The organism is Phascolarctobacterium succinatutens YIT 12067, assembly GCF_000188175.1.
Lineage (GTDB): Bacteria > Bacillota > Negativicutes > Acidaminococcales > Acidaminococcaceae > Phascolarctobacterium_A > Phascolarctobacterium_A succinatutens.
The window spans coordinates 79,483-93,128 of the sequence record NZ_GL830930.1 but is presented as its reverse complement, the minus strand read 5'-3'; the positions used below and the strand labels follow the sequence as shown (position 1 = coordinate 93,128).

Here is a 13,646-nt window from a genome sequence, read left to right as displayed (position 1 = left end):
GGCTTTTTTACATTCTTCTCTTTATTTTAGCATTTTTGTACTTAAACTTGCAAGTATATCATGAAAGTTTATGAAAAACAGCTCAAATAATTACATCAATCTTTCTTTACCACACAGTTTTCACCAAGTATTTTGACCACATCCTCGGCAAAGCCCGGTGCTTCGCTGTTCACCCAGAAGTTAGGCGTTGTCTTGATAAGCTTACGCGAGCCCATCAGCTGCAGGTATACGCAGTCATCACCCTTGTATTTTTGAAACAGCTGCATCAGCTCACGCTGCACCAGCGGATTTTCCAGATGCGCTTCGATGCGCAGGCGGATTTCCGTAGGCGGCTTGGACGGCAGAGCGCGCACGCTGTTGGCAATAATCTTGCTTTCACGCTCATCCACGCTGAAGCGTCCTTCAATCGCCACAATACTGTCCTCATAGATATCCTTGACATTTGTATGATAAGCCTGCGGGAAAACGATAACCGGGAAGCGTCCGCTGAAATCCTCCAGCGTCAGAACGGCCATCGTATCACCGCGCTTGGTATTTTTAATTGTGCAGTCCGTAATAATACCGGCCACGCGCACGAACTGTCCGTCCTGTACCTGCGTTTCACCGCCGAACTGGTGCAGCGGCATGAAGCGCTGCAGCATCTGCTTGTAATCGCTCAGCGGATGGTCGGTAACGTAAAAGCCGATAATTTCCTTTTCGTTCTGCAGAATAAGCTGCTTGGGGATTTCCGGCAGCGGCGGCAGCTTGATTTCCGTCACGCCGAAGCTATCGTCACCGAACAGCCCCAGCTGGCCGTTAGCCTTGTCCCTCTGGCAGGCGGCACCCAAATCAACCGCCTGCTCTATAATAGACAGCATCTGCGAGCGTCTGGCGCCGAAGGAATCCATTGCGCCGCATTTAATCATATTTTCGATAACACGCTTGTTGACCACACGCATATTCACACGGCAGCAGAAATCCGTCAGACTCTTGAACGGACCGCCCTCGTTACGGGCGCTGATAATGGCATCTACTGCGGCATCACCAGTATTTTTGATGCCCGCCAGGCCGAAGCGGATAGACGAATTTTTATGTACCGTAAAGTTGTGACCGCTTTCGTTGACATCCGGCGGCAGGATTTTGACATTATCATTACGACAGACGTTGATATACCAGCTCACCTTATCCGCATCACCGATAATGCTGTTGAGGAAGGCCGCATAGAATTGCGGACGCCAGTGCGCCTTCAGATAAGCGGTTTCATAGGCTACCAGCGCATAGGCTACGGAGTGTGATTTGTTGAAGCCGTAACCGGCGAAGTGCTGCAAGAGCGAGAAAATCTGGTCGCTGAGCTCTTCGGGGATATCATGCAGCTTTTTGGCACCGTCAATAAATGACTGGCGCATAGAATCCAGCTCCTTGGCCTTCTTCTTGCCCATCGCACGGCGCAGAATATCTGCCTGACCGAGCGTAAAGCCTGCCAGTGCGGAGGTTATCTGCATAACTTGCTCCTGATACAGAATAACGCCGTAGGTATCCTTCAAAATAGGCTCCATCAGCGGATGTAATACCTTCGCCGTGCGCTGTCCGTGACGGCCGGCGATAAAGTCCTCTGCCATACCGGTGCCCAAAGGACCCGGACGGTACAGAGCCACTAATGGAATCAGGTCCTCAAAGCTTTCGGGAGCCAAATCCATAACCAGCTTGGTGATGCCAGCCGACTCCAGCTGGAAAACGCAGGCCGTTTCACCTCGGCGCAGCATTGCGCAGGTCGCCTCATCTGCCAACGGTATATTATCAATATCAACCTCTTCACCCGTAGTTTCGCGGATAAAGCGAATGCAGTCACCAATAACTGTCAGCGTGCGCAGGCCTAAAAAGTCCATCTTCAGCAGACCAAGCTCTTCTACCTTATTTTTATCGTACTGGGTGATGACGCCACCCTCACTGCCCTGCTGCAGCGGTACGTAATTTTTCATATTATGCGGTGCGATAATAACACCGGCGGCATGCGTGCCTGCGTTACGCGGCAGGCCCTCCACGCTTTGCGCAAGGTCAATCAGCTTTTTGACCTCCGGGCGCGAGTCATATGCCTGACGGAAGTCCTTGCTGCCGTTCAGCGCCTTCTCCAACGTAATGCCCAGCTCACGCGGAATCAGCTTGGCGATTTCGTCTACCTCGCCGTAGCTCATGCCCAACGCCTTGCCGACGTCGCGCACTGCCGCGCGCGCCTGCAGTGTGCCGAAGGTAATAATCTGCGCCACACGCTCCTGTCCGTAACGGCGCACTACATAATCCAGCACCTGATTACGCTTCACATAGCAGAAGTCGGTATCAATATCAGGCATGCTGACGCGTTCAGGATTTAAAAAGCGTTCGAACAGCAGATGGTAACGCAAGGGCTCGATATTCGTTATGCGCAGCAGATAGGCCACGATACTGCCTGCGGCACTGCCGCGTCCCGGACCGACCGGAATATCATGGCTACGGCAATAATTGATAAAATCCCAGACAATGAGGAAATAGCAAGCATAGCCCATAGTGTTGATGATGTCCAGCTCAAAATCCAGACGCTTGCGGACCTTCTCATCCACAACCTCGTAGCGCTTAGGCAAGGCCTCCTCGCACAGGTGACGCAGATAGCTCACGGCATCAAAGCCCTCCGGCACCGGGAACTCCGGCAGCAGCAGATGGCCGAACTCCATCTTCACATTGCAGCGGTCAGCAATTTTATTGGTATTGCTCAAAGCCTCCGGACAATCGCCGAACAGCGCCTCCATCTCATCATAGCTTTTCAGATAATAGCTGTCGTTGTTAAAGCGCATACGGTCCGGCTCATCAACCGTGCTGGTCGTCTGAATGCACAGCAGAATATCCTGCGCTGCGGCATCCTTTTGCTGCACATAATGCAAATCATTTGTCGCTACCAGGCCAAGACCGAACTCCTGCGCCAGCTGCTTCAGCTCCGCGCTGACCTTGTGCTCCTCATCAAGATCATGGTCCTGAATTTCCAAAAAGTAATTTTCCTTGCCAAAAATATCGATATATTCCTGAATGCAGCGACGTGCTCCCTCCAGGTTGTCCTGCAAAATCATCTGCGGCACCTCGCCGGCAACGCAGGCACTGAGACAGATAACGCCCTCGTGATACGTTCGCAGCACGTCCTTGTCTACGCGCGGTTTATAATAAAAGCCCTCCAGCTGACCAATGCTAACGATTTTCATCAGGTTATGGTAGCCTGTATCGTTCTCCGCCAGCAGAATCAAATGGTACATGCCGCGGTTATTTTTTTCCAGATGCGAGCCCTTGGACAGGTAAACCTCGCAGCCGATAATCGGCTTGATGCCTGCCTTGGTACACTCCTGATAAAATTCCACTGCGCCGTACATTGCGCCGTGGTCGGTAATCGCCAGACTGTCCATGCCCAGCTCCTTAGCGTAGGCCACCAGCTCGTGGATTTTCGAAGCGCCGTCCAGCAAGCTGTATTCCGTATGTACATGTAAATGAGTAAAGCGTTTTGTCATCTCTTGCTCCTTAAATTAAAAGACCGCTGCCGCGCAAATCTGCGGCAAATGTATGTAAAACTATTCTAGCATTACAGATAAAATTCCTGCCTAAAACTGAAAAAACATACAACCGTGAATTCACAATTCGTTCGTTGTATGTTCTCTTTATCTATGTTACAATATATTCAGACTTTGGACAATCGTGCTTACGGGTGGCATTGCCATCATTCTCCAACAGAATGGAGATGATGCCTATGAAGAACTACGACTTTAAGGACCTGATGGCCTTTGGCGTATTCATTCTGGCGTTGCTGACATTTATTTTTCAGTTCAGTAAATAACCCAGACATAGGAAAACCGCCCTTAATCTTTGCCTAGTGACAGGGCGGTTCTTCCGCAATAAAAGCTTTGGCAACCCACCGACGTGGGCGGTTGTCCTTTGTCTATAATATAGCATATTACGCTGCTTTTTGCAAGCAAACCGCTTGCTGTAAAAGCAGCTTTTTCGCTTCTATTCCCCTTTTTTACCCCACGCCAGACCGATAAGTAAAAAGAACAGATTATACACGAGCGCCGGCAACAGACTGTTGATTTCCCACGGGCTGATATGCTTCCAGAAAAGCGCCGCAAAAATGCCTGCACCCATAGCAGCCACGCCCATTGAAGCGCGCACCCTGCCCGGGAAGAAAATGCAGAACGTCAGCGGCAGAAAGATACCGCTTCCCCGCAGCGCCATGGAGAGATAATTCCACTCCAGCACCGACGAATCAAGGTGCATAAAGACAAACACCATCGCAGTGACAGAAACGGCCAGCACGCTCAGGCGGCTTGCCCACAGTTGGCCTGCAGCCGTAGCCTTAAGCCAGATTTTGCTGACGATATCACGCGAAATCATCGTACCTACGCCCAGCGCCAGGCCTGCGATTGAGCCCAGGGCCGAAAGCAGCACGGCGCCCAGGCCGATACCTCCGAGCCATTGCGGCAGATAGGTAACGAGATACAGCGGCAGTGCGTCAATAGAATTTATCTCCGGATGGTGCAGATGCATGAACATACCGATCATTACTGACGGCAATCCCACGGGAATTACTATCAGTGCGGCAGCACAGCAGCCAACAGCTGCAGTTTTGGTATCGCGCGCCGAAAACAGCGCCTGCACATAGGTCTGCGTAGAAATAACGCCCACTATCATCGAACCGAGGCTGACAAGACCGTCCTCCACGCCGCGTCCGAAAAGGCTGAACCAGGGATATGCCGCAAAGCTCTGCGTCAAGCCCTGCCAATGTCCCATATCGGCGTAGGCCATCACGCCGCCGACGAAAATGCTGGCGAAAATCAGCACAATCTTAAAAATCCCGGCCATTCCGCTGCTGCTGAGGCCACCGAAAAACACCAGCAGCAAAGTAACAGCGATAACAATGGCCGCTGCAGCCAAAAGCGGTACGCCGAACAAGCCTGCAATGAGATGCAACGCCGTCAGCGTGCTCGCTACGATGCTGAAAAAAATACCGGCGCAGGCGCTGAAGGTCGCCAGCCACCCCGCAGGCTTGCCATAATCCGTAACGAGATACTCCGCTACGGTGGTCAGTGAGCTGCGGCGCAAGGGCACAGCATAAAACGCCGCCATCAGCAAAAGCGCAATGCCGCTGCCGAGCGTAAACCACCAAGCCGTCAGCCCCAGCTTGAAGCCAAGCTGCGCCGTACCAACGGTAGCAGCGCCACCGACAATCGTGCCGATAATCGTGCCCGCGACAAGGCCTGCGCCCGAGCTGCGGCCTCCTACGTTATAATCATCGGCAGACTTCACCCTTCTGGCTGCCAAAAGCCCCGGCAGCAGCGTCACCAGAAGCGTTACAGCCAGGCTTATATAATGTGTAGCAGTAAGCTGCATATCCAACCCTCCAATATTTTAAGCTGCCGGATGCAAACGTTCTGCCGACAGCATTAATTCTAAAAAGCTCAGTATTAGTATAACACAAAAAATACGGCAAAAAAAGCATAGCCTCCGCAAGAATGCTTTGCTGCGGCAGCAGACGAAAAAAGCGCTTGCGAGCTTGTTTTGCTCAGATTGTTACATAAAAACTATCTTCTTTATTATTGCGAAATTCAGCTTTTTTCTGTATAATATAGTTTATACCTTTATATATTTAGTGTATGCTTTTTGGAGGAAAATTATGAGCCGTTTAAGAATCGAAACACCCGACCAGGCACAGCTTACGGTCGAGCGCTTGTACAAGGACCTGGAACGACACATCATCGCCAGCCCCCCGGGACTGTGCCCTGTTGACCTGCAGCTGTCGTTCCTCAAAGTCTGCCACGCACAAACCTGTGGCAAATGCGTACCCTGCCGTGTAGGCCTCGCGCAGCTGCAGAATCTTATGGAAGACGTGCTCGCCGGCAAGGCTGACATGCACACTCTGGATTTAATCGAAAGCACTGCGCAAAATGTTGCCAACAGCGCTGACTGCGCCATCGGCTTCGAAGCAGCCAAAATGGTTTTGGCCGGTCTGGAAGGCTTCCGTGAAGATTACATTAACCACATAAAGAAGGGCAAATGCTCTGTCAACGTCCATCATTCTATCCCCTGCGTTGCTTTGTGCCCGGCACAGGTTGATATCCCCGGTTACATTGCACTGGTTGGCGCAAGCCGTTATGCCGACGCTGTCAAGCTCATCCGCAAGGATAACCCCTTCCCGACTGCCTGCGGTCTTATCTGCGAGCATCCCTGTGAAGCACGCTGCCGCCGCAGCATGATTGATGCTCCTATCAATATCCGCGGTCTGAAGCGTATGGCTGTCGATAACGCGCCCAGCAACACTGTTCCGCTGCCCGAAAAGCAGCCTGCTACCAACAAACGTATCGCTATCATCGGCGGTGGCCCCAGCGGTATGTCCGCAGCCTACTATCTGGAGCTGATGGGCCATCATGCTGTTGTGTTCGAAGAAAAGAGCAAGCTCGGCGGCATGCTGCGCTACGGCATTCCTGCTTACCGCTTCCCGCGTGAACGCCTGCAGGAGGACCTAGACGCTATTTTGTCCACCGGCGTAGAAGTACATCTCAACACCAGAATCGGTAACGAGGAGGGCGATATCCCCTTCGAAAAGCTGCGTGAGGAGTTTGACGCGGTTTATATTGCCATCGGTGCTCACACCGACAAAAAAATCGGTATTGAAGGCGAGGATTCCCACGGTGTTATCAGTGCGGTAGAAATGCTGCGCAACATCGGTGAGGAAAAAATGCCTGACTTTAAGGATAAAACCGTTGTTGTTATCGGCGGCGGCAACGTTGCTATGGACTGCACCCGCAGCTCCATCCGTCTCGGTGCCAAAAAGGTTATCATCGCCTACCGCCGTCGTCAGGATGACATGACAGCGCTGCCCGAGGAAATCGAAGGTGCTATTGCCGAGGGCGCTGAGCTGTACGGCTTAAAGGCTCCGCATCACATTGAAGCAGATGCCGAAGGTAATGTGGCCGCTCTCTGGGCTGAACCGCAAATCATCGGTCCTATCGATGCCTGGGGACGTGCACGTCCGATTCACGCTGACGTAGAGTTGGAGCGCATTCCCTGCGACGTTATCGTTGTTGCTATCGGTCAGGGCATTGAGCTGCGTCCGTTCGAGGAAGCCGGCATCAAAATCAAACGCGGTACTATTTCCGCACTCTCAAGCAGTGAGCTTGCCAACAATGAAGGCGTCTTCGCCGGTGGCGACTGCGTAACCGGTCCTGCAACCGTAATCCGTGCTATTGCTGCCGGTAAGGTTGCTGCCGCTAATATTGATGAATATCTGGGCTATAATCACACCATTTCCTGTGATGTAGTTATTCCCGACCCGTCTATTGACGATAAACGTCCCTGCGGCCGTATCCAAATGCACGAAACCGAAGCAGGCGAACGTAAACATACCTTTGAGCCGATTGAATGCGGCATGACCAAGCAGGAAGCCTGCCAAGAAGCAGGACGCTGCCTGCGCTGCGACAAATTCGGCTTCAGCACACTGAAAGGAGGCAGAACCTTAAAATGGTAAACCTGACAATCGACGGACAAAAAGTTTCCGTTCCCCAGGGGACAACAATCATGCAGGCTGCTGCCACTGTCGGCATCGAAATCCCCCGCCTGTGTTATCTTAAAGGCATCAACGAAATCAGTGCCTGCAAGGTCTGCGTAGTTGAAATTCAGGGACAGAACCGTGTAGTTACCGCCTGTACCACTCCGGTACAGGAAGGTCTGGTAGTTTATACCAACTCCCCTAAGGCCCGCAGCATCCGCCGCACCAACGTGGAGCTGATTTTATCCCAGCATGACTGCATGTGCGCAACCTGCGTGCGCAGCGGCAACTGCAGCCTGCAGACTTTGGCCAATGATCTTGGTATTTACGATATTCCCTATGAGCGCGATGTTGTCGACACTCCCTGGAACCAGGAGTTCCCGCTCATCCGCGATTCCAAAAAATGCATCAAATGCATGCGCTGCGTCCAGATTTGTGACAAGGTGCAGAAGCTGCATATCTGGGATGTGCAGAACACCGGTGCCCGTACTACCGTAGACGTTGCCGGCAATGTTTCCATTGAGGACAGTGACTGCAGCCTCTGCGGTCAGTGTATCACCCACTGCCCCGTTGGCGCGCTGAAGGAGCGTAACGATGTTCCCAAAATTTATGACGTATTGGCCGATCCCAATAAGGTAACCGTAGTACAGGTTGCACCTGCAGTACGCACCTCCTGGGCCGAAGCCTTTAACCTGCCGCCCGAGCTGGCAACCGAAGGCCGCATGGTAGCAACACTGAAGAAAATCGGCTTCGATTATGTCTTCGATACCTGCTACGCTGCCGACGTTACCATCATGGAGGAAGCAAGCGAGCTTTTAGAGCATCTGCAAAAGCCGCAGGACCACAGCTGGCCTATGTTCACCTCCTGCTGCCCCGGCTGGGTAAGCTATGTAAACAAAACTCATCCGTACTTCGTGCCTAACCTTTCTACCACCAAATCTCCGCAACAGATTTTCGGTGCGCTGGCAAAATCCTATTTTGCACAGAAGAAGGGCCTGAAGCCGAAGGAAATCTGCTCTATTTCCATCATGCCCTGCGTTTCCAAAAAACGCGAGGCCGCTCTCTTCTCTATGCGCAGCAGCGGCACCCATGATGTAGATATTGTACTCACCACGCGCGAGTTTATCCGCCTGCTGCGTGCCGAGCACATCAACCCGGCAATGCTGGACGAACAGCCCTTTGATAATCCGCTGGGTCAGAGCACCGGCGCAGGAGTTATCTTCGGTGCCAGCGGCGGCGTAATGGAAGCAGCATTGCGTACTGCCTACCATGTAATCGAAGGCAAGGAAGCTCCCGAAGATGCCTTCACCGACGTCCGCGGCACAGAAGGCCGCAAGGTACGTGAATTCACCCTTGGCGGCGCAACACTGCGCACCTGTACCGTAAGCGGTCTGGGTAATGCAGGCAAGCTGCTTGACGAGCTGAAAGCAGGCAAGGTTCATTATGACTTTGTGGAAGTTATGGCCTGCCCCGGCGGCTGCGTTGGCGGCGGCGGCCAGCCGATTCATGACGGCGAAGAGCGTGCCGACGTACTTGGCAATAAGCTCTATACCATCGACAGCAACCGTCCTCTGCACCAGTCCCACAACAATCCGGATGTACAGGAGCTTTATAAGGACTTCCTGGAAAAACCGCTGAGTGAAAAAGCAGAGCAGCTGCTGCACTCCGACCATGTAAAAGAGCATAATTATATGTAATAGGAAACAGGAAGAAGAAAACGACTCGCAAACTGCAATGTCTTCATTAGAGAGGCAAGATGCATTACCAATAGGGCAAGAGAAGGCTCCCCTAGGGGGGAGCTGTCACCCGATAGGGTGACTGAGAGGGGAAAGCCGGCAACGTTGCTTTAGAGAAATCCCCTCTCCGTCATCGCTTTGCGATGCCACCTCTCCCCAAGGAGAGGCTCTCTCGAAAACCAAGCGTAAGGATATATTAATTGCACAGCCAATTCTTCCAAAATCTATGAGGTCAATCATGTACACACAACCCTATACCTACACACAGCAAATCCCCCTCTCCCTGGACGATGGCCACGGCGACTACAACCGCAGCTACGAACGCAGCGACGATGACTTCGATTACGCCGACTACTCCACCGACCACAGAGATAACAACTTCCGTAACTACGAGAAGAAGCGCCGCAAAACCAATAAGGAAATTATTGAGGACATGCTCAAGCGCTGGGATTAAGCAAAACACTGTGTAAAACAAAAGTAAGAGGAGAACACCTTTTATCCTGTAAAGGACTGGGTGTTCTCCTCTTTTAATTATAGAAAAGGGAGTGTTTATTTAAGGTTTAAACTATGTAGTTGCCTGCATTTTCAATTCAGCTTGCTGCCATAGTGGTCACGATTGTCGCCGCCGTATACGCGTACACGTTCAATCTTGCCTCTGTCGCCATCCGCACCGGAGATGCGGGCAACATGGATACGGCCCATTTCGGGTTCAAATTCACGAACCAGCTTGTGATCAAGCTTCACGCCTTTTTCCAATGCTCTGTACAGCATAGCTGCAAATTCGTAACGGCTCATCATGCGGTTGCCGTTGAACATACCATCAGGATAACCCTCAACGATGCCTGCTGCCGCCAGACGGCCGATGTATTCGTAAGCCCAGTGGTTTTCGGGAACATCCGGGAAGAGCTTCATTCTGTCCATCTCAATCGTGCCGCCCATGCCTGCGGTCAGCTGACCTACAAGCGCGGTGAGGTTAGCTACATTAGCTCTCAGGTCCACGATTTCCTTAGCCATCGCTGTACGAGAATTGCTTACGCGTGCGGTACGGTCCAGAGAGAAGGAGATACCTGCGTTTACCATGTTCTCGCCGTTGCCGAAGGTTCCGCCTACGCTCAGCATAACCTTTTCATCGGGACGGTAGAACGCGCCTACCGCAGCAGCGTTTTTGCCCTTGTAATTGCCGTAGCCTGCTGCAAAGGTCAGCTTGTCATCGGGATCGAAATCCATCGGGTGCAGCGCTGCGAGAGCGGCAGCACCGGCACCAACCTTGTCAACGCGGCTGCCGAGGTTGTCAACACGATAATCCAGTTCGCTGAAATGCTCTCTGAATTCAGCATGCTCTTTATCGTTTTGTGCCTTGCTTGCGATATCGTCAATCGTCAGTCTGCGTACTTCTTCATTGGTGTAGCCGTCTTTTACTACCAGAGTAGCGGTTCCGGCTGCCTTGTCTCTCTCAATTTCAGTCAGCTGTGCATCCTTCAGCTGGCCATCCAGCTTAACATCTTCGCCGTTTCTTACTTTAAGAGTGATTTTGCCGTCTGCACCGATGCTGCCGCCGTTAACGAACTTATCCTTCGCTTCAATGGTCTGAATCAGCTTGCCTTCATCAAATGCTACAGTATAGTTATGATTGCCGTCAGCATCCATTGCGTCGGTTACTCCAATATAACCCTTGCCATCATCTGCTACGGTAGTAACGGTGTTGGTGTCGTTTTCTTTGATGGTGTTAATGAGCTTAGCTTCATCAAACCCTACGGTGTATTTGTAGTTACCGTCTGCATCAACAGCTTCAGCAACATTTACATAACCATTGCCATCGTCCTGCGCGGTAGTAATAGTGTTAGTATCATACTGCTTAACAAAATCGCCCAGCTGTTCGCTATTAATGCCAAGCTCATATGCATGGTTGCCGTCTTCACCATTATCTTCAATCGTCAGGATATTGGTATTTACAGCAACGGTAGTAACGGTATTAGTATCCTGGGTGTTTTCCTGAATGAAGCCCTTCAAAGCATCTTCATCAATACCAATTACATAATTCTTAATCAATACCAATTACATAATTCTTATCATCCAAACCGCTACCGCCTACGCTGTCATTTACAGTAATGATAGCATGACCGGATTCTGCAGTAGTAATAGTATTGGTATCATTTTCCTGAATGGTTTGAATGAGTTTATCTTCGTTAATTCCTACGGTATAATTGTAATTACCGTTATCATCAACCATTTCGGTAACATTTACATAACCGTCGCCGTCAGCCTGTGCGGTAGTAACGGTGTTAGTATCATTTGCCTGAATAGTTTCAACGAGCTTATCTTCATTAATTCCTACGGTATAATTGTAATTACCGTTATCATCAACCATTTCGGCAACATTCACATAACCTTTGCCGTCTGCCTGTGCGGTAGTAACGGTGTTAGTATCATATTGCTGTACAAAATCACCTAACTGATCGCCGTTGATATCAACCTTATACGCATGGTTTCCATCGGTGCCTTCATCGGTGATTTTCAGCATATTGGTTTTAGATTCTACGGTAGTAACAGTATCGGTATCCTGTGCTGTTTCCTTGATGTAGCCCTTCAGAGCGTCCTCATTGATACCGATTTGATAATTCTTACCGTCTTCCTGACCTTCCATGCTATTATTTACAGTAATGATATCGTGAACAGATTCAGCAGTAGTAATGGTGTTGGTATCATTATCCTTAATGGTATTGATGAGCTTATCTTCGTTAATACCCACGGTGTAATTGTAATTACCGTTATCATCAACCATTTCAGCAACATTTACATAACCTTTGCCGTCTGCCTGTGCGGTAGTAACGGTGTTAGTATCATACTGCTGTACAAAATCGCCCAGCTGGTCGCCGTTGATATCAACCTTATACGCATGATTGCCATTGGTGCCTTCATCGGTGATTTTCAGCATATTGGTTTTTGCTTCTACGGTAGTAACAGTATCAGTCCCGGCAATGCCTTCCAACTGATTAGTTACCCAGCTGCGGGAAGCAATACCTTCTACCTCAGTCTGTACGCTGTGCTGGTCGGAATCCTTAACCTTTACCGTCAGCGTGCCATATTCATCCAGGCTTCCTTCCATGCCGGTATTAGTGGTATTAGTATCAACAATACCTTGCATCTGCTCGTTTACCCAGCCTTGAGAAGCAATACCGTCTACGCTGTCGGTGTAAACTCCGCCGGCATTATCAGTAATCTTGGAAGTCAGCGTGCCATTTGCAAAGGTCAATTCATTGCCAGTAATCTTGGTATCGGTATCAACAATGGCTGCAGCAAGCACCTCATCATTAGCTCTTACCAACTCATAGGTATTGACTGTCTTCCCCTGACCGGGAGTTGCTCTAACCGCTTTAATAACAGTATCTTTCAGGCCTACCTGACCTGCTTCACCGTAAATGGTCTTTGCCATGGTAATATCATTTGTATAGAGAGATTTGATAATTCTGTCAAATTCGCCTACGGTAATATTGCTCATAGACTCTTTGCACTGCATTTCGGAATTATCACCTGTATGTACAGGTCTGTAACCATTGCCTTGCGGATTCCATTGATCGTTATAGGTATGATAAATAAAAGGTGTGAACAATTCAATCTGCTCGCCGGAGCCGATCTGTACCTGCGCATGTCCCAAGTCAGTCCAGAAATATTTTCTGTTCCATCCGTCAGTACCATAGGCAGCATCATAAATCTGTCCTGCAGCGTCTTTGGAAACAGTCTTGTCAACAGGAGACGGGGTAGGCGTGTCAGCCCAAACAGTAGTATAACCCATCATGCCCATTGCCATAATTGTTGCCAGCACACACTTTGCTAAAACAGTCTGTTTTCTAGTCTTTTTCATTTTCAATCCCCCTTTTCCACGCTGCGCCACAGTGACGCAATCTTAATCCTCGTTAAAAGCATTTCGTTAATCAAATATAACTCAGATAAGGTGGTACTAAAATTCAAGGCCTTGAAAATTTAGCAGTTCGTCTCCTTTACCTGCTTTAATTGTACTCTTTTCATCTCCGTACGTCAAACTTTCGTATTCTTCATAAAGACACTAAATAGTAAAATATTCATAAACAATTTTTCATTCGTCACTTTTACGCATTAATCATAGTTGTTAGAATTTTCTCTTTTATATATTTTATACTTTAATAATTATTACAAAGAAAAGAATGTAAAATATTTTTGTCACAGTAGACAATTTCTTGACAAAAATGTGAACTGCACTCATAGCAAGGCAAAGCCATTACTAACTGTGTGCGTCATAAAAAGACAGCATAAAATCCACCAAAAAAGTCCATCTTCTGCGGACACAAGGAAAGTAAATCAACGCATGCCGAAAGGCCTGCAACCCTTACGGGCCGCAGGCC

The 13,646-nt window shown here is 49.9% G+C and carries 8 protein-coding genes; 4 read left to right on the top strand and 4 right to left on the bottom strand.

Annotation, left to right across the window (positions count from 1 at the left end):
• Positions 1–95: 95 nt before the first annotated feature.
• Positions 96–3,503 carry a DNA polymerase III subunit alpha gene (locus HMPREF9443_RS09150; RefSeq protein WP_009146321.1) on the bottom strand — a complete coding sequence of 1,136 codons (3,408 nt, stop codon included), beginning with the start codon at positions 3,501–3,503 and terminating at the stop codon, positions 96–98.
• Between the two features lie 194 nt (positions 3,504–3,697).
• On the opposite strand from HMPREF9443_RS09150, the gene HMPREF9443_RS11125 reads away from it, so the two are divergent.
• Positions 3,698–3,826, top strand: a complete 129-nt coding sequence (locus HMPREF9443_RS11125; protein WP_268257878.1) for a hypothetical protein — start codon at positions 3,698–3,700, stop codon at positions 3,824–3,826.
• A gap of 170 nt (positions 3,827–3,996) precedes the next feature.
• Here the strand turns inward: HMPREF9443_RS11125 and HMPREF9443_RS09145 are convergent, their stop codons facing one another.
• The gene (locus HMPREF9443_RS09145; RefSeq protein WP_009146320.1) at positions 3,997–5,376 is read right to left on the bottom strand and encodes a sodium:solute symporter family protein; all 1,380 of its coding nucleotides are present in this window, start codon (positions 5,374–5,376) and stop codon (positions 3,997–3,999) included.
• Between the two features lie 283 nt (positions 5,377–5,659).
• Between HMPREF9443_RS09145 and HMPREF9443_RS09140 the strand changes: the two genes are divergently transcribed.
• From HMPREF9443_RS09140 to HMPREF9443_RS09130, 3 genes are all read left to right on the top strand, one after another.
• Positions 5,660–7,510, top strand: coding sequence for an NAD(P)-binding protein (locus HMPREF9443_RS09140; RefSeq protein ID WP_040565416.1), 1,851 nt, complete (start codon positions 5,660–5,662; stop codon positions 7,508–7,510).
• The gene (locus tag HMPREF9443_RS09135) at positions 7,504–9,228 is read left to right on the top strand and encodes a [FeFe] hydrogenase, group A (protein ID WP_009146318.1); all 1,725 of its coding nucleotides are present in this window, start codon (positions 7,504–7,506) and stop codon (positions 9,226–9,228) included. Before HMPREF9443_RS09140 ends, HMPREF9443_RS09135 begins: the two co-directional genes overlap by 7 nt.
• Positions 9,229–9,505: 277 nt before the next feature.
• A complete protein-coding gene (locus HMPREF9443_RS09130) occupies positions 9,506–9,721 on the top strand; it encodes a hypothetical protein (protein WP_021719892.1) in 216 nt (71 codons plus the stop codon).
• Between the two features lie 131 nt (positions 9,722–9,852).
• Here the strand turns inward: HMPREF9443_RS09130 and HMPREF9443_RS10430 are convergent, their stop codons facing one another.
• On the bottom strand, positions 9,853–11,316 hold the full coding sequence (locus HMPREF9443_RS10430; protein ID WP_009146316.1) for a YadA-like family protein: 1,464 nt from the start codon (positions 11,314–11,316) through the stop codon (positions 9,853–9,855).
• A complete protein-coding gene (locus HMPREF9443_RS09120) occupies positions 11,309–13,129 on the bottom strand; it encodes a hypothetical protein (protein ID WP_040565415.1) in 1,821 nt (606 codons plus the stop codon). The genes HMPREF9443_RS10430 and HMPREF9443_RS09120 overlap by 8 nt, the downstream gene beginning before the upstream one ends.
• Between the last annotated feature and the right edge of the window lie 517 nt (positions 13,130–13,646).